The organism is Pseudoalteromonas sp. S1650, from assembly GCF_005887195.1.
GTDB classification, from domain to species: domain Bacteria; phylum Pseudomonadota; class Gammaproteobacteria; order Enterobacterales; family Alteromonadaceae; genus Pseudoalteromonas; species Pseudoalteromonas simplex.
Genome location: NZ_PNDF01000048.1, coordinates 13,213 through 31,202 on the forward strand (window position 1 = coordinate 13,213; position 17,990 = coordinate 31,202).

Below are 17,990 nucleotides of genomic sequence, written 5' to 3' on the forward strand. Positions count from 1 at the left end.
TGAAAGCAGTAATTGCTAACACGCCCTAACCTACAATGATGGGTTGCTTAATTAATCTGAATAGTGTGGTAGGCCAATAAAGTGCCATCACTATTTTGTGCTGTATTTAAAATAAACTGCTCATAATCACTACCAAACACGTTATCGTTGCTAGCAAGGGTTGTATCTTGTTCACCACGTGATTTGTAATCGCTATGAGTGGTACAAATTTCTTTTGCAAACGCATCTGTAAAACAAAACTGACTAATTACATAGTCGTTATTGTTGTTCGACACTTTAAAATGAATATGAATAGTTCGCCCCGAATACCAACCTGGAAAATGCGTTTTAAAGTTCACACGACCACTACTATCTGTGATCAATGAACCTCGGTACCAGGTGCTTGCCTCAGCTTCGGTATCGCCATCAGTACAGAAATCACCCGCAAAACGTGAGCTATCAGAACTACTACTTGTATCACCCGAGTAAATACCGCGGGTATCACAGTGCCAAACCGATATTTCGTAATTTGCTAATGGGTTACAGTCACTATCAATTAACTGTAAACAAAGCATCATAGGCAAACCAGTTAAGCCATCCGAAATATCTTCGTCTGAATCAGCTTGGAAGTAACAGGGGCCTTCTGTTGTTGCTTTAGTTAGTGCTAACACACATGCGGTGGATGTTTCAAAAATACTGTCATCCGGAAAGTCATCAGTAATAAGCGCTGTTGTGCCCGATACATATTCACTGTCGTTCGTGGTTGTTGTATCGCCTGTATCAGTGCTGGTGCCTGTGCCCGTTGATGTGTCGGTGCCTGAGGTTGTGTCCGTTGACGATATTGTGTCTGAGTTACAGCCTAAAAATGCCAACATAGGCACAGTAGCAAGAGAAACCCCTAATGTTTTTAGCATTTTTCTACGAGTATAAAGTTCAGGTTTTAAAGTCACCTTGTGCCCCTTCGTTAACTTGAATAATTAGCGTCGAGTATAAAGAACAAATGTAGAGACTTTGTGTAGAAAAAGTGGTGCTTTTATAGAGTGATTAGGATGCACATGCCAAAAAATAGACATTTATAGTATATTCAATTTTGGCTATTACATTTTACTATTATACCTATGAAGTTAATTCACAAACTCTTAATTACCAATCTTATTATTACGTTGCTGCTGGTACTGACCATGTTTGGTCTTAATGCAATAACTAATAAGCGTATGCTCAATAGTGTATTTGAGGATATAGACAACGAAGCATTTAACCTTATAGCCACTGAAATTAGCCAGCAGTACCAGCAAACGGGTTCGATTGGTATGTTTATCGACTCTAAAGCTCTGTGGTATGAGCTAATTAACCGCAATTTTCACTCAAGCCGTTTATTGTTTTCGCCGAACAGACCAAAACCAAGAGAGCCCAGACCTTTTTCACTAGAAGGCCCCCCTCAAAAGCACATGCAAAATGAGGGAATGCCACCACCTCGCAATAAACCGATGGCTGATGACTTTATGCCTTTTGAAAAACGCCTCAGCTTGCTTGATGCAAAAGGCAAAATATTGATTGCAGGCAATACCGATACTGAGGTCGTGAACGAGCAAGAAATCACTCACAATGGTGCCGTTGTTGCAGTGCTGCAGTTGCATGCTAACGGTAACCATGTCAGCGCGCTTACTCAGCATTACCTTAATACACAAATTAATATCAGTTTGTGGACAGCGGGGATTGGTTTATTAATTGCTTTATTGTTTAGTTACTTACTCGCACGTCATTTTACTAATCCTATTTCACAACTAAAAGAAGGTGCAAAAGCCCTTGCTGAGCGCGAGTTTGAGACCAAAATTACAGTAAATAGTAGCGATGAATTCGCCACCTTAGCGGAAGATTTCAACCGTATTGCCACAGAGCTTAGGCGTTTTGAATCGCAGCAAAGTCAATGGATTATGGATATTTCTCATGAACTGCGTACGCCTTTAACTATTTTAGAGGGCGAACTTGAAGCAATTAACGATGGCATTATCGAACCCAACCAAAAAGCGATAAGTTCACTACAAGAAGAAGTGGCGCTGTTAAGTCGACTTGTGAACGACTTACATAAAGTCAGCACACTTGACAGATACAGCTTCAACTACCAAATGGAAGAGATTGATTTTAATACCTTAGTAACTTTACAAGCGCATAAATATGCCTTTAAATTTCAATCAAAAAACATCACCCTCAATGCAACCTTATCTGAGCAACCCGTAATAATTTTGGCTGATCAGAATCGTATTACACAAGTACTACAAAACATTTTAGAAAATAATTTACGCTATACCGATGAACAGCAAAAAGTCTGGTTAGATTTAACCGTGTCTAAGCATCATGTATTTTTGTCGATAGAAGATTCTGGCCCCGGTGTCCCCGATGAAGCCCTTGAAAAACTGTTTGATCGTTTATATCGCACCGATAGCTCTCGCAACAGAAAAACCGGCGGTTTTGGCCTAGGTTTGGCGATTTGCCAAACAATTGTTGAAGCCCACCAAGGAAAAATAAATGCAACTAAAAGCCGGTTAGGCGGTCTGTGTATAACGTTAAAACTCCCGCTTGCAGAGGCGTAATAATATGTCAGAAACCATAGCAAAACAGCATATTCTCGTTATTGAAGACGAAGTTAAAATTGCCGAACTAATAGAAAAGTATTTATATCTGGAAGGGTTTAAAACAAGCTTAATTCACGATGGCACCTGCGCACTTGATGCTGTTAATGAGCTAAACCCTGACCTCATTATTCTCGATATCATGTTGCCAGGCACTAACGGCATCGAGCTGTGTAGCAAGATAAGACAATACAGTGATGTGCCTATTATTATGCTTACGGCACGGGTTGAAGAAATTGACCACTTAATTGGTTTTGATGTCGGTGCCGATGACTATGTTACTAAACCATTTAAACCAAAAGAGTTAATGGCACGTGTAAAGGCTATTTTAAAGCGCCGCCGTATGCCAACTACCGCACCAAATACGCTCAAAGCGGGCAATATTATTGTTGATCCGAGCGAATACAAAGTACTGGTAAATAATGCAGAGCTAAAACTAACAATTAATGAATTTAGCTTATTAAAAATATTAATTGCCTCACCCAATAAGGTTTTTTCACGCCAAGATTTACTAACCATGACCCAAGGGAAGTACTTTGAAAGCTACGAGCGTAGTATTGATTCACACATTAAAAACTTGCGTAAAAAGCTGACACAAGCCGACCCTAATAGTCATTACATTGAGTCAATTTATGGTGTGGGATATAAATTTAAAACTTAAACAACCTTTTTCATACTTGCGACGACTAACTAAATAACATAACCCTGTAGGATATCATTATGAATTTAGTACGCATCAGCGCAAGCGCACTCTTAATTGCTGCCACTACCGCTTGTATCGGCCTCTCTAATACCAGTACAGCGAACGACCAAGGTGATTATCGCGTTATCACTTTTAAAGACTGTAAAAAGGTGAGCGAAATTACCCTCAATAACGAACAGATTGCTGCATACCTAGAGCTTAAACATGAGCAAGTAAAACTAGAAGCGCTAGAGCAACCAATTAGCAACATAGAACAACAAGTGACTGAGTACTCTGAGCAAATAGAAGCGATCGCCGAAAAAGCTGTTATTGAAGACGAGAATCACCTGCGAATTAATAAAAGCTTATTAAAAGAGCAAGATAAGTTGGCTACAGAGCTCAATAAACTGATGGCTGCTCATGATGCCGATTTTAAAGCGCTAGAGCAGCAAGCAAAGTTAATTGAACATGCCGCTAAGCAGTTTGATAAAACTATGAAACCTTTGATGGAGCAAGGCGATTCAACCCATCTACAAATTTTAGCGCCAGGTGAAGATGAAAAATCTGGGTGTTTTTACACTATCTAAAGCACATTACTAAGATGTGCATAAAGTTTCGCATGTGATTGACGAATGTCTTCTTTATGCACTTGTTTAAACCACTTTAAAGCCTGTGCTGGCTTGCCAGCTTGCCAATTGATTTCAGCAAGGCGTAATTTATAAATAGCAACTGCGTTGCGATCTGAGTCCGTGTCCATGAATTTGAGTGACTGCACATAAACATGATCAGCTTTCACATAATCAGCAAGAAGTTGATGAGTACGGGCTAAGTTACCTAATGCTACAGAAATCTTACGATTATGATTAGTTTTTAAAATCCAATCAGCTGCAATTTGTCGGTTTACAAGTGCACCATCTATATCCCCTAATGAATGAAAAACATTCGCTTTATTCGACGCTAATTCAAAATGAAAAATGGGGTCTTTGCTTTTGCCAAAACGGCGCTCTGCCCTATCAAGAATTTGCAACGCTGTTTCTTTATTACCAAACACAAATTGCAAATTGGCCAGTTCGACCATACGCATCGGATTACCAAACGAATCAAAAATAGCTTGTAGCTTTTCAAACGCTTTCGTCGCATATTTATGACCAGTTTCTGAGTCACCTAAATAGTGTGTTGATTTTGCGTAATAAAAGTAAACTTGTACTTGAAAGACGACTGGCAATTCTTCACTTGTAATAAAAGGCTCAGCGCTATTCTTTAAAGCTTGAAATTCCATTTTGTCGTAGAAGTAATCTAACTGATACGATTTAATCTCATACCAACGCGCAGAGCCAATCTCGCTGCTGGCAAGCTGCTGATTAATGTAATCTAGGCAACTAATTTGCGATTGCCGCTCACAAAACATCTCATGATCACTAAAGTTTTCAGAGGCTGAGGCATTAAAACTAGATAACCCCAGCAATAACATGGCTAACTTTTTCTTCATCCACAATTATCTCAGTGATAACACCTTCAGAAAGCTAACAAAGTTTAATGCTTTATAACAGTATTTTTTAACTAAATTAATAAATGTAACCGACAATAGTTCTAATCCAGTATCTTAATAGAGACGCTAAATAATGAATAAATTCGAATAGTCACTTGTATAAGTTAGAACAATTCAACTTGGACCTTTGATGGCAAAGCAAAACGTCGTGATATTGGAATTGTAGGTAATTGCAACCAATACCCCTAAAGAAACAGCATAATCGAAATGAAGCTGGCTAATTATCTTAGCCAGCGCATTAACCACTTAAAGTAAAAGAAGACTACCCAGGCCAAGGAAAGTGACAAAACCAACAATATCGGTGACTGTGGTAAGGATCACAGAACCTGAAAGGGCTGGATCAATTTTAAGCTTATCTAAAATCGATGGGATCACCACCCCTGATAACGACGCGGCAACTAAGTTAAGTAAAATAGCGATAGTGATTGTTAAACTTAACATACCATCGTTGAACCAAAAATAAGTGAGTACACCAATCACAAAGGCCCAAACACAGCCGTTTAATGCCCCTACTCTTAGCTCTTTCTTTAACAGTGCTTTGCGGTTGGAGTCGGTAACCTGACCAAGTGCTAGACCGCGTACAATAACCGTTAACGTCTGACTACCTGCAATCCCACCCATAGAGGCAACAACTGGCATCAGTACCGCCAGCGCAACCACTTGCTCTATGGTTGCGCCAAACAAACCAATAAACCAAGATGCTAAAAATGCCGTTGCTAGGTTTATACCAAGCCAAATACCGCGGTTTTTTGCCGACTTAGTGACACTTGAGAACAGATCCTCGTCTTCACGTAGACCACCGGCTTTTGCAGCGGCTTCGTCGGTCACTTCTTGACGCAATTCATAAGCTGATGATACTGACAATCGGCCTACTAGTTTGTTGTCGGCATTAACAACTGGCATCGCCATTTGTTCACTATGAATAACCACTTCAGCAGCTTCGTATAAGTCGTCATCAGCATGTAAAGCCGATACATCAAGGTTCGCGTAATCAAGCAGGCTGTCGTTATCATTGGCTTTAAACAAAGCATTGATAGCCACTTCACCAATGAGAGTGCCCTTACGACTGACTAAATAAATCACCTCGGTGTATTGCGGTAAGCCTTTTTGAAAAATTTTACGCGCGCCAGCCACGGTGAGTTTTTCTGATACTTTTAGCGCATCAAAATCGAGCCAGTGACCTAACTGCTCTGGGTTATATTGCTGTGCAAGGTCGTACTGCTTTGTTTGAACTTCATCAAGTTGTTTACGTGCATAATCAACAAAGCGCTCAGGAATAATTTCTTCGAGTTCAAGTAATTCTTCTACGCTCACTTCGTCAAGTAGCTTAAAACCTTCAGCTTCATCTAAGCTTTGCAATAACCAGCGACAGCTATCACCGCCTAAGTTAATGAAGATTTCATGTTGCGTGTCTTCATCGAGTAATTGCCAAATCTCTAGACGTTGCTCTTTAGGTAGCGCTTCAAACAATAACGATAAATGTTCTGTAGAAAGCTTTTCTTTAGCATCAGCGAGTAACTTATTTTTACGCGTTGTAGTGTCACACTGAAGCAAGTCATCAATTAACTGGGGGAGTTGGTCAACAGGATACTCAATCATTTGAGACCTCGGTTAATTACATCAATAACAATAGTCTAACGCAGCTCGGGAAAAATAACTGCTATGAATTAGCTTTAATTTTCAATGATGCGATTATTCTCAGATGGAAAGCATAGTTTCTACCTAAGCTTTCAAGTCTGAGTCACTACAATTGCATAAAAATGCACAAATAAACGCTATTAAGATCTATTATCATTCGTATTATAATGATAACATTCCCTCCCTTTTGAAATTACCAATAATAAATGCGGGTATAAACATGACTAATAGAATAAAGTATTTACCACTTGTGATTGCATTTGCACTCACTGGCTGTGGCGGTTCAGATAGTAATAATGCACCTGAGTTCACCAGCAACTCAGCGTTCACTCTAGATGAAGATACATCTATTACAGGTCAAGTTGTGGCAACAGGTGATAATGCTGTTAGCTATACCCTCGGCTCTGCAGCAAGTAACGGGATATTTGCTTTAAATGCTGATGGTAGTTTTAGCTATACCCCAAAAGAAGATTTTGCAGGCCAAGACACAGTAACCGTTACCGCCACTGATGGCAGCTTAAGTACTGATGCAGTACTTACTTTTACGGTTAATAACGTTAACGATGCGCCAACACTGGCGAGCCAATCAATCACTGTAACCACCTCAACAACGACTGAAGGCACATTAGTATTTAATGATGTTGACGGTGACACTGTGACTGTTTCTTTAGTAACGGCCCCTGCCAACGGCACCCTTACTCTAGATGAACAAACGGGTGAATTTCTATTCACAGCTGATACGTTGTCAGAAATTAACGACAGCTTTGTTATCGAATTTACCGATGGCATTATTAGCTCGCCTATCAGCGCAACCATTGAATTAAAACCGTCCTATGTGACTAACGAAGATAAACTTAATTACTACTACAGCTCAAATAACTCTCATTTAAAACAAGCACAAGCGATTAGTGACAATATCAATGATGATGTTTACATGGACGAAGTAAACACACAATTAGCTATTGGTTATCTTATTGCAGGCTTTGCTGAGAAAGCAGACGAACACTTCAGCAAAATTTCAGCAATAGACACAAAAGCAAAAGCCTATTTAGATGCAGCTAAATCTCTTGATTTAGTAAGTTTAAGCGAGAGGGCTTTAACGTTTAGACAAGATGCTGCAACTCTTTACAATCAGTACCTTGCTGAAAAAGGCCTAGATAACATCAGCAGCTCAGATCCGGGGTTTTATCTGACTCTAACCAATCAATACAACGCAGCTGGCCAAACCGAATACGCTCAAGCCATGTTAGACACACTTAAACTTTATGCAAATGAGGTTTATACAGAAGAATATAATGCGACTTATATTAGATTTATATCTGCAATCAAAAAAACCGTTGAATCTTCTAAAGATCAATACGCAGCGACTCACACAGAAACAGTAAGAAATGAAGGAGTAAAAGTCACCCAAGCCATGGCCGAGTTAAGTGAAAAAATCGGTTATTTTACTCAAAAATCAGGTGACTACAAAGGCCAACCAACTGAGCGTATGAGAGTGCTTTACATTGCATGGGCTGCTCAATCTTTTATACAGCTCAATGAAGTTGATTTGGCAAAATATTATACGAACTTAGCGCTTTCATATTATGGTGTTGTTGGATTCGATAATACATATAGCTTTACTGCAAGCCCATATGCAGAAGCAACTTTAGCGACATACACCTATCCATTAGAAGTGTTAACAGCAAATATTAAAGCTTTATATGATGTAGAGCTTTCAAATAACCCAGCCTTTGCTTTACTTACAGATCAAGATGACAAAGATGATGCTATTGAATTTTCTTTTGCTTATGAAGTAGCTAACAAACTACAAGCGGGTATCTCCATAGAGGATGCGGTGCAAAACGCTAAAGAATACTTTATGAGTGGCGAAACACCTAATGCAAAAAGTTTCTATCAAACACTTATAACTTCATCAGGCCAACCAGGTGCTGCTGATATTCTTCGAGTTCGAGGTGAAAATGAACTTGGCCTAATTCTGACGGATTACGCCGCAAACATCCTATTTTCTGAAGAGTATGTGTTAAATGAAACTAACGCATATTATGTCACCGGAATATTCGGTTGTGGCGGCCTTGTCGACTTTACCCTTAGTTTAGGTGGGGAAGAACAAGCAAATATTTTTGCACAACGCTGTGCTGAGGTTATAGATTCTTACTTTATAGAAAATAACACTAACTTTAGTACTTCCTCTGCTGCTTATGCTTTAAATCAGCAGTTAGCTATTTTTGGATTTGTATCTCAGAATGACTCGGTAGCCATCACCGCAGAAAGACTTAACACTCAAATTAACTTAATTGAAGAAAAACAAACACAAATAGAATGGCGATTGAGTTCACTCGGATACCTTGTGCAAGCTGGGCTAATTGATATGGCGTTAAATTGGTTAGATATCAGTTTAACCACACTGCAATCAGAACAATCAAACCTTGATATTAATGACTATAAAACTCTACTTGATAAAGTACTTTACGCGACACTTAGTAATAGCGAAACAAGTGGTGGACTATTCAAAAGCTATTCTCTCACCTCATCATTAGCTAGATTCCAAGTAAATAACGAGCAGTATGCTTCAGCTTATGCTGAAACAATTGAAATGTTAAAGCCATTCGTAGCCAATGCAAATACGTTTGTACTCTTACAAACCGATAAAGTTATTCAAAGTAACCTTGAAACATTGCTTACTTTTCAGGCCCGACTTGGCAATGATGCCGCAGTAAAAGAATTAATCGATCACTCAGTCAATGCAGAAGCAGATAAGCTATCACTTACAGCCCTTTATGCTAACTTAGTAGCTAAAAAAGATGACTTCCCTGCATCTTCGATCGCAAGTATCGATACAGACCACGATGGCAAACCTAACTTCTTCCTATCCAGCGCATCAGAGCAAGCAATTGCTGAATCGGGCTTAATTGCTGATAACGATGCCGACAATGATGGTATTGAAGATAGTATCGATGTGACTCCTTTAGGAGAATAACACCATCACAATAATGCGAGGTCGCCTTGCCTCGCATTATTATTCAATAACATTAAGAAAAAAATTTTATATTCAATAGAAAGTCAAACTTTAAAACACATCCGAAATCTCTTCGTATGTTTAGCATTGTAATTTTTCATCATTTACTTTTATGTGTAATGCGCAATAAAAGCAGCATTTAAAAAATGCAATGAAGCCTTACAAGTCATTTGACTGTTCCTATTTTAATCTAATCACTTGTATTTCAGGAGTTTTACCATGCAAATGCGCTACTTATCAGCGTGTTTGATGCTTTTACTTAATGCCCCTATACACGCTAATGAAGTAAAGCAACAAGCAACAAATCCTCAATGTAATGATAAGAACAATAAGCAATGCTCAGATCAAGAGGTAGAGCGCATTACCATTAAAGGGCAATACATAGGGATTGAAGTACCTGAAGTAATTGGTCGCGCCTATTTAGATAGAAACTTTATTGAAGCAACCCCAAAAGGTAATGGTGATATCAACGAATTGATTGCCTTACTGCCGGGCGTGCAATTAAGTGAAGACTACTACTCGATTGATAACCTTGCGGAAATTAGTGCCCCTGAAATTAGTATTTCGGGTGCAAAGCCTTGGCAAACAGGCTTTATGATTGATGGCATGAACTATAACAATCGTCTTGATCCTGCCAGTGCGAGCCGCATTGGCGCCTCTGAAAATGAGGTGTCAGGCGGTGTGCAAAGCATGAATATTAACAGTCAAATCGTAGAGTCAATTACTGTGTACGATCACAACATTCCAGCAGACTTTGGCGACTTTTCTGGTGGCGTGATTGATGCCGAAACGATATCTGCTTTCTCTAGAGAAACACGTGTAAGCTTAGGTATTCGTGGTAATCGCAGTGATTGGGGGGAGTACCATATAATCGATAATGATGAGCCAGATGACACCGCTGAGGGCAAAGACGCCCTTGAGCCACCAACCTATGAAAAAACCAATATCGATTTTTCAATTCAAAAAGAGTTGACTGACAAGCATGCCTTATTGCTAAGCGTAAGCTATTTAAAAAGTGATATCTCAGATGTTTCGCTTTCAGCACAAAAGGTCGAAAGTAGAGAAAACATCAATGCATTACTTAAATACAGCTATCGCGATGGCTGGGTTGATTCACTCGATTTAAGCGTTATGTATGCCCCTTATACTTCAGATTCATACTTGAAAGACGTGCTTAATAGTGACTACCAAGTCGAAGGAGGAAGCTTTGGTTTTACGGCTAATTTAGGTGAAGAAACACGCTTTGGTCACTTCAGCAGTAAGTTTAATATGAGCCAAAGTGATAATAATCGCACAGGGCCTGCGCATTTTTATACTTGGCTTCAAGCAAAAGGCAAAGAGTGGGGTCAATTAGCCGATCAGAGCCCTGATTCAACTCCTGTTTCAAGATACGGCGGTTATGGCAATCTTGATAACACGCAAACTAGCTTTAATTGGCGAAATTCCCTAACACTTGAGCGTAAAAGTTGGGGCAATACTGAGCACGCAATTCGCGTGGGCGCTGAACTCAACCATCAAAACTATGAGCGTACCCGCCAACAAAACTATTATAAGTATGACTCGCCAATTCAATACTCATCAACCAACGCACAACTAAACTGTAGTGGCTATACCCTTGATTGTATTGAGCAAAATTTTTATGTTGATTTAGATACCCTTGCCGAGCAATTAGGTGGCAGTATCGATTTTAATAATCCAGAGCACTTACTTGCCTACTCGAATAACGTAGCGACAACAGCTCAGTATTTTAACTCACGTTTAGTCACACCCAGTGAACAAATAGACGTAAGCTTAAATAAAGCGGCACTATATGCCACCGATGTGATCACCTGGAAACAGTTTGATTTTCATTTAGGTGTTAGATACGACTACGATGATTTTTTCAAAAATCACAATATCGCGCCACGCTTATCAATGGGTTATGACGTATTTAACGATGGCAATACACTATTGACCGCGGGTTTAAACCGTTATTACGATGCGGGCCTACTCGGTTATAAAATTAAAGAGCAACAAAAGTTTGCTTATCGTGAGTATCGCCCTATTCAAAACGGTTATTTACAAGCTTGGCTTCCTTCTTCTTACACAGGTAACTTCCGCTATATCTATGACGACGTAAAAAGTCCTTACGATGATGAAATTGCCTTAGGTCTTCGTCACGCGACAGAAGATTTCGGTAACTTTGCATTAAAATATGTGCACCGTAACAAAAAAGAACAATTAGCGAGAAACGAAGAAACCAACCTAAAAAATGACGGTTTTAAATATATTACTATTTATAATAATGGTACAGGTGAAAGCGAGCGTTACTCGCTATCTTGGGATGCCAAATTTGGCGACCATTCAATATGGGCTAATGCATCTTATAGCCAAAACAGTGAAAGCAATAGCGACTACACTGCAACACCCGATAACACGCCTGTTGAAACACTGGTTTACTATGAGGGTGAGCTGATGAGCTTATCTGAGTTAGATACCCTTAAAGCGAATTTTGGTCGCCCTGTAACTGCTAACTTTGGTTGGAATGCCAACTGGACTGATACTTTTTCAACTGGTCTAACAGCAACCTACAGCGGTAGTTATACAACCGCTATTAAGTCTAGTAACGATCAAAGAATAGGCATTGGAAGTGAATGTGCTACGTGTGGTTCGACCGATATATATATATCCAAATATGAAGCTCATACCTTTGACGCTCGTATTATATTTGCCTTAAGTAGCCGTTGGGAGTATCAAGTTAGTCAATCTCAATCTCTTGAAGTTCGCCTTGATATCAGCAACTTATTTAATGCCAGAAGTCACGCTATTACAGAAGGAAATTCAGGTATTGAACCAGGTAGAATGTTTTGGTTAGGGGTATCTTATAACTATGAATAAATGGTTATTTCTCTTAACTTGCGGCATTTTTACAACGAGCGCCTTCACACAAGAGCAATCATTACGCAAGTTATACGCAAAGCCACAGCATGAGTGGCCTGCGATTATTAGCAGTAAAGATGTGCCAGCTGCCCCGCTCAAACCTTTAAAAGCTAAACCGTTTAATCAAAGTGATGAGATCATCACATTAGGCGAAAAGCTATTTAACGATACCCGTTTGTCACGAGATAACACGGTAAGCTGCGCAAGCTGTCATGAGTCTCGTTTAGCATTCTCAGATAGGCGAAAACTAGCTGTCGGCATTGATGGCCAAGTGGGCACCCGAAATACCCAAGCCATTATTGGTGTTGACCATTGGCAAAGTTTCTTTTGGGATGGCAGGGCTAAAACTGCGACAGAGCAGGCATTAATGCCGATTGAAAACCCGATAGAAATGGGCACTTCTGTTGATCTTGTGCTTAACAAAGTAAACAGTGCTGAGGACTATAAAAGCCCAATATTCAATGCCTTTGGCAAAGAAGCGCTTAATAAAGAACTATTGGCTCTTGCGCTTGTTGCCTTTGAACGTACCTTTGATATTCCAGAATCATTATTCACGCGCTTTATCGATAAAGCGCAAACGAGTCCTAGTGAAGCAGTTGCACTTTTAAACGATCAACAACTTGAAGGCTTGCATCTTTTTAGAACCAAAGCAAGGTGTATGACTTGCCATGAAGGTGCTTTACTCAGCGACAATGAATTTCATATTACGGGGCTGCATTTTTATGGTCGAAAGCTTCAAGATTTAGGCCGTTTTGATGCCACCCAAGACCCAGCTGATATAGGCAAGTTTAGAACCCCTTCTCTTTTAGCGTTACAACAAAGTACACCTTGGATGCACCATGGTGGCTTTCAAAGTTTGCTGGGGATAGTCAACTTTTATAATGCAGGTGGAGCAAGGCCAAAACCGCGAAATAAATTTAAAGATGATCCAAACTACCCACATACAACTGAGTTACTGCATAAGTTAGAGCTCAGTAAGGATGAAAAAAATGCACTCATCGCATTTTTAGAAACCCTTTAACTGCACGCTCGCTCTTAGCGATAAGAGCGGGCTTTCTTACCCCTTCAATTGACTTGGCGTAAGCCCGGTCCAGCGTTTAAACGCTCGTCTGAAATTAGCAATATCATAAAATGATAAGCGCATGGCGACTTGCTCATTGCATTGTTCGCGCATGGCAAGTAGGTAAATCGCTTTGCGCTTACTTTGCTCATCATACAAGGTAGAAAAACGTACGCCATGAGCTTTTAGTTTGCGCTTGAAAGTTGCAGGGCTCATAGCAAATTGGCTGGCGACTTGGTCTAAATTTAACGCCGGATTTTGATAAATTAATCGGCTTACGGCTTCCACAAAAGTGCTATTTGCTGAATCTAATGCCGCTAGCTGCGAGTTAATTTGTGAGAACCGAAAACTACTAAACGCGGGGTTAGTAAGCCTAAGCGCGTGTTTATTTAATACCCAGCGGGTTATAGGCTTTTCAAAAGCAACTTTAAGGCCCAAATGCTGCTCATATTCTTGGCTATGTCTGGCGCGTTTACAGGCAAGCTCAAACTGACAAGGGACTCGCTCACCCGCCACTTTTTTAAGAACTTGGTAAAACGCGGCGCTGTAAATTTCCATAACGTACTGGCTTATTTCATCATCCAAGCCCACTGCATTTTGCAGCACAATGTAATACTGCTCGTTATGTACATAACTGTAACTAAATAACAAAGGGGCTAGTTGCATGCGTAAATTGTGTAACTGCTTTAAAGCTTGGCCGATATGCGCTGCATGTAACACGCCTTGGGCGGCAACAGAGGTATCGTTTGCTAGTTGACTGCCTAATAAAAAGCCACTGTCGGCGGATTTCATCAACTGCTTAAACTGCGTCAATAAGCGTACTTGCTGCGAAATACTAAACTGATGCTGCACACTCATTAAGTCTTGCTCAAACACCCCTGTGCCTCTGAGTAACTTATGCAGTGCAATGCCGCGACTTAAGGCCAGCTCCACCAGCGTGGTGATCAGTCCCTGTGCGGTGAGGTATTTGTCATCTTGATTAAGATACGGCTTCACAATGGCTGACTCTTTGTTGTTTTTGTTGTTGTAACTTAGCGTGTAAACGCGAGCTTAAACTTTGTGGTGTATCGCCATGCATACTGCCCACTAAGGCCGCTGTTACATCTTGAAACTTAGCGTGTTTTTCGCCTTCGACCTTAAATGCACAATGGCTCAGCGCCGAGGTAATTTGCGCCACCAGCTCTTTCGCTTGTACTGCGCTGGTGTTTGGCATTAGCACCATAAAGCAGTCTCCTGCATAGCGGCACACCACATCGCTAAGGCGACAATTCATCAATAAAAGCTCGCTTACTTCACCTAGTAAGCGGTCGCCTTCGATAAAGCCAAATTCAGCGTTAAAATCAGCAAAACCACGAATATCAATAGCGGCCAGTTGCAGAGGCTGTGGCTCACTTAATTGCTCTTTTAACACAGCTTGTAAGTAATCAGCCTTATACAGCCCTGTTATTGAGCATACTAATTCATGCTCACGATGCTGAGCTTCACGGCGTTTTAGTTGCCTGTTAAGCACGTATTGCTCTTGGTGCCACTGATACAGCCCAAGGCTTGTGAAAATCATGCCTATCGGCGCAGGCAATGATTCAATCCAAGTAAGCCACGTATTGGTTGGTTGATGTAACCACTCATCAAATAAATCAAGGGAAGCTGAAAACATAAAAAGCCCTAGCCCAAGCACTAAAAAGCTGGTGACTTTGCCGGGCGGCCTCGAAATAAGTAGCGCAGCTATCCAAGTCAGGGTCATTAGCACAATGCCACCCTCGCCTAAAATATCTAACCAAGCAATATCGGCAAAAGGCTTTAACTCTCCTGCTTGTGCGCTTAGCAAAAACGCAATCACAAACAAAGCAATAACGGCATTGGTTAAAAATCGATGATGAGTAAAAGGGTTATATCGCATTCTCAGTACCTAACAATAATTCACGCTGCCATGCTAACTCGTTAGCGCTTAAAGCAGCAGGGTCATATTAGCTCAATGATGTGACAGCAAAACGACAGTCATACCTTGTTAAACCCTTTAAGTACTGTAATTGCCTTAAAAAGATGGGGTTATTGCAGCTCAAAAGTACTTTTAAAAGCCTCTAATCACTTGTTTTTACTGGTTGTTAGCGATTTTCTGTCACATTTGCGTCATTTAAGCTGCGTACTTTGCTCATCAAACCAAGGACAACCAGGAGCAAACCCATGAAACAATTTAAAACGAAGGCGTTAGTAAGCGCCCTCGCCTTATGCCAATTTGCCGCTTACGCACAAGACGAACAAAGCAGCGATGAGAAAAAAGTAAAAGTCTCTGAAGAGCTTGTTGTATATGGCGAAATCGGCTATCGCAACCGCTCACAAGAGCTGGCACCGACGCTTGAATACTCACAAGAATACTTTCAACGTTTTGAACCGCTGACTGCCGGTGATGCATTAAAACGTGTACCGAGTGTGACGTTTTTATCGGATGTTTTAGAGTCTGATGGCGCACGTATGCGTGGCTTAAGCCCAGCTTACACAAAGGTGCTTATCAACGGTGAAGAAGTACCTGGTGCAGGTGCTGACCGCTCATTCTTTGTTGACCGTATTCCTGCCGAGCTAATTGAGCGTGTAGAAATTATTCGTGCTTCAAGTGCAAACCGCTCTGCCGATGCCATTGCCGGCACGCTAAACATTGTATTGCGTGACGGTTACAGCCTAGATGGTGGTTACTTGCGTGCAGGTGGCCTGCGTTATGACGATGGCGAATTAAAAGAAAGCTTTGCTGGTGTTTACGGCACTGAGTTTGCTGGCGGCCGTTTACTACTTGGTGCGAACTTACAAGGTCGTTATAACCCAAAACAAAAATCAAGCCTACGCTATGGCGACAGCCCAGAGAATAACGCCAATTACAAAACCGAAGAATTCGATAACCGCGAAGATCAAACAGACACCCGCGATGGTGACGACACCTCACTAAATGCCAGCTACGAAATTGCTTTTGATAATGGCAGCAAGTTTGATATCAGCGCAATTTGGGTTGATACCGACCGTACTGAAGATGAGCGTTCATTCGAATATGACGATCCAACAGCAATCAATAACTCAATTGTTGAAGGCGGTAATCTTGAAACCGACAACGCCAATGTGTCTTACATTGATCAAACCAACTACAACATCAACTCGGGTTATGAGTTACCCCTTTTTGGTGGCACCAGTAAATTTAAGCTTGGTTTTGCAAGCTTTGAAGAGTCAGTTTACGAGCAAGAAGTAGAAATCGATACCTCTGAGTTACCTATGGTGTTTGAGGAAGAAGAAGAAACTGTAGACCTGGATGACAAAGAATGGTCATTACAATGGCAACATAGCTTATTTGCAGGCGAGAGCAAAACGATTCAATTCGGTGCCTTTGTACAAGGTAAAGAGCGCGATACTGCGGTTTATCAAGCCGAAGGTGAAAGCGAGCAAAGCTTTACTAGCTGGGATCAGTTCAACAAAACACCACTGTCACTGGCAGGCTTTAATAACGAGTTTGAAGCAGCCGCTGGTGGCGTCAATAAACTCGAAGAAGACCGCCTAGATGTATTTGCATTAGTTAAGCACGAAGACCAAGACTTCTCGTGGGAGTTAGGTGTGCGCTACGAAACAACTGATTCAACCATTACTGACAAAGTAGAAGGTGTAAGCGCTAAAAACGATTATGACTTCTTCTTACCATCGGCACATTTACGCTACAACGTCTCTGAAAATGGCCGTGTTAGTGCATCGGTTGCACGTAGCTTACGTCGTCCTGACTTTGATTACATCACCCCTGCTCTACTTGAAAAAGAGCTAGGCGATAACGACTTTTTAGGTAACCCAGACCTACAACCAGAATCATCGTGGGGTATGGACTTAGGCTATGAATATCGCTTAGGTAAAAGCGGCGTCGTGGGTATTAATGTGTTCTATCGCGATGTCACTGACCTTATCGAAATAGCCAATACAGGCCAACAAGGCTCAGAAGGTGATGGTACTTACATTTTGCAACCGCGTAACACCGGTGATGGCAACGTAAAAGGTATCGAGCTTGATTTATCAACGCCGCTAAGCGCTATTAGCATGCCAAACACAGGGGTATTCTTTAACTACTCATGGCTTGATTCAGAAGTAGATGACACTTTCGGTAGCCGTAAATTCAACGACCAATCTGACTACGTGTTTAACGTTGGTTTTATTCAAGACCTACCTGATTTAGGCGCTTCGTTCGGTGCAACTTACCGTAAACAAGGTGATGCTTATGGTCGTATCGTGGGTGAAGAAGTAACCACACACTACGGTGCAGACCTTGAAGTATTCGTAGAAAAACGCTGGCAAGACGTCACGCTTCGTTTAGTGGGCTCAAACCTACTTGATGCAAGCAAAGACGAAACCTTCAACAAGTTCGACACGGTTGATGACCAAATCAACCGCGACTTTGACGAGTATGAACTGGAGTCTGAAGAAGCAGGCCCTGTTATCCAGTTAATGCTGCGCTACGCGTTTTAATACACATAAGAGTTATTAAGGCAGCGCATTGC

Annotated in this window: 12 protein-coding genes; 7 read left to right on the forward strand and 5 right to left on the reverse strand. The window is 41.0% G+C overall.

The features are described from left to right. Positions 1–47: 47 nt before the first annotated feature. On the reverse strand, positions 48–929 hold the full coding sequence (locus CWB80_RS15240) for a dioxygenase family protein (protein WP_249362600.1): 882 nt from the start codon (positions 927–929) through the stop codon (positions 48–50). Positions 930–1,097: 168 nt separating this feature from the next. Between CWB80_RS15240 and CWB80_RS15245 the strand changes: the two genes are divergently transcribed. The 3 genes from CWB80_RS15245 to CWB80_RS15255 are packed head-to-tail and all read left to right on the forward strand — an operon-like array spanning position 1,098 to position 3,878. Beyond that, positions 1,098–2,570, forward strand: coding sequence for an ATP-binding protein (locus CWB80_RS15245; protein ID WP_138599937.1), 1,473 nt, complete (start codon positions 1,098–1,100; stop codon positions 2,568–2,570). 4 nt (positions 2,571–2,574) lie between these two features. Further along, the gene (locus CWB80_RS15250; RefSeq protein WP_200909086.1) at positions 2,575–3,270 is read left to right on the forward strand and encodes a response regulator transcription factor; all 696 of its coding nucleotides are present in this window, start codon (positions 2,575–2,577) and stop codon (positions 3,268–3,270) included. Between the two features lie 59 nt (positions 3,271–3,329). Then, complete coding sequence (locus CWB80_RS15255; protein ID WP_138599936.1) at positions 3,330–3,878, forward strand: hypothetical protein; 549 nt, start codon at positions 3,330–3,332, stop codon at positions 3,876–3,878. Here the strand turns inward: CWB80_RS15255 and CWB80_RS15260 are convergent. Beyond that, the gene (locus CWB80_RS15260) at positions 3,875–4,780 is read right to left on the reverse strand and encodes a tetratricopeptide repeat protein (RefSeq protein WP_138599935.1); all 906 of its coding nucleotides are present in this window, start codon (positions 4,778–4,780) and stop codon (positions 3,875–3,877) included. The genes CWB80_RS15255 and CWB80_RS15260 overlap by 4 nt on opposite strands. A 306-nt stretch (positions 4,781–5,086) precedes the next feature. After that, positions 5,087–6,439, reverse strand: a complete 1,353-nt coding sequence (locus tag CWB80_RS15265; protein ID WP_138599934.1) for a magnesium transporter — start codon at positions 6,437–6,439, stop codon at positions 5,087–5,089. Positions 6,440–6,698: 259 nt separating this feature from the next. On the opposite strand from CWB80_RS15265, the gene CWB80_RS15270 reads away from it, so the two are divergent. The 3 genes from CWB80_RS15270 (at position 6,699) to CWB80_RS15280 (ending at position 13,437) form a co-directional block, all read left to right on the forward strand. Next, the gene (locus CWB80_RS15270; protein ID WP_138599933.1) at positions 6,699–9,458 is read left to right on the forward strand and encodes a cadherin-like domain-containing protein; all 2,760 of its coding nucleotides are present in this window, start codon (positions 6,699–6,701) and stop codon (positions 9,456–9,458) included. Between the two features lie 258 nt (positions 9,459–9,716). Continuing rightward, positions 9,717–12,374: a TonB-dependent receptor gene (locus tag CWB80_RS15275; RefSeq protein ID WP_138599932.1), complete on the forward strand. Its 2,658-nt coding sequence runs from the start codon at positions 9,717–9,719 to the stop codon at positions 12,372–12,374. Next, positions 12,367–13,437 (forward strand): cytochrome-c peroxidase, encoded by a 1,071-nt coding sequence (locus CWB80_RS15280; protein WP_138599931.1) that lies wholly within the window; start codon positions 12,367–12,369, stop codon positions 13,435–13,437. The genes CWB80_RS15275 and CWB80_RS15280 overlap by 8 nt, the downstream gene beginning before the upstream one ends. 36 nt (positions 13,438–13,473) lie before the next feature. Here CWB80_RS15280 and CWB80_RS15285 read toward each other — a convergent pair whose 3' ends face one another. Both CWB80_RS15285 and CWB80_RS15290 read right to left on the reverse strand, forming a co-directional pair. Beyond that, positions 13,474–14,472, reverse strand: coding sequence for an AraC family transcriptional regulator (locus CWB80_RS15285; protein WP_138599930.1), 999 nt, complete (start codon positions 14,470–14,472; stop codon positions 13,474–13,476). Then, the gene (locus tag CWB80_RS15290; RefSeq protein ID WP_138599929.1) at positions 14,456–15,373 is read right to left on the reverse strand and encodes a GGDEF domain-containing protein; all 918 of its coding nucleotides are present in this window, start codon (positions 15,371–15,373) and stop codon (positions 14,456–14,458) included. The genes CWB80_RS15285 and CWB80_RS15290 overlap by 17 nt, the downstream gene beginning before the upstream one ends. Before the next feature lie 284 nt (positions 15,374–15,657). On the opposite strand from CWB80_RS15290, the gene CWB80_RS15295 reads away from it, so the two are divergent. Further along, complete coding sequence (locus tag CWB80_RS15295; RefSeq protein ID WP_138599928.1) at positions 15,658–17,958, forward strand: TonB-dependent receptor plug domain-containing protein; 2,301 nt, start codon at positions 15,658–15,660, stop codon at positions 17,956–17,958. The last annotated feature ends 32 nt before the right edge of the window (positions 17,959–17,990 follow it).

Coding starts and splice junctions, on each gene's coding strand:
- CWB80_RS15245 (WP_138599937.1), top strand. CDS start 1,098: ATGAAGTTAATTCACAAACTCTTAATTACCAATCTTATTATTACGTTG.
- CWB80_RS15250 (WP_200909086.1), top strand. CDS start 2,575: ATGTCAGAAACCATAGCAAAACAGCATATTCTCGTTATTGAAGACGAA.
- CWB80_RS15255 (WP_138599936.1), top strand. CDS start 3,330: ATGAATTTAGTACGCATCAGCGCAAGCGCACTCTTAATTGCTGCCACT.
- CWB80_RS15260 (WP_138599935.1), bottom strand. CDS start 4,780: ATGAAGAAAAAGTTAGCCATGTTATTGCTGGGGTTATCTAGTTTTAAT.
- CWB80_RS15265 (WP_138599934.1), bottom strand. CDS start 6,439: ATGATTGAGTATCCTGTTGACCAACTCCCCCAGTTAATTGATGACTTG.
- CWB80_RS15270 (WP_138599933.1), top strand. CDS start 6,699: ATGACTAATAGAATAAAGTATTTACCACTTGTGATTGCATTTGCACTC.
- CWB80_RS15275 (WP_138599932.1), top strand. CDS start 9,717: ATGCAAATGCGCTACTTATCAGCGTGTTTGATGCTTTTACTTAATGCC.
- CWB80_RS15280 (WP_138599931.1), top strand. CDS start 12,367: ATGAATAAATGGTTATTTCTCTTAACTTGCGGCATTTTTACAACGAGC.
- CWB80_RS15290 (WP_138599929.1), bottom strand. CDS start 15,373: ATGCGATATAACCCTTTTACTCATCATCGATTTTTAACCAATGCCGTT.
- CWB80_RS15295 (WP_138599928.1), top strand. CDS start 15,658: ATGAAACAATTTAAAACGAAGGCGTTAGTAAGCGCCCTCGCCTTATGC.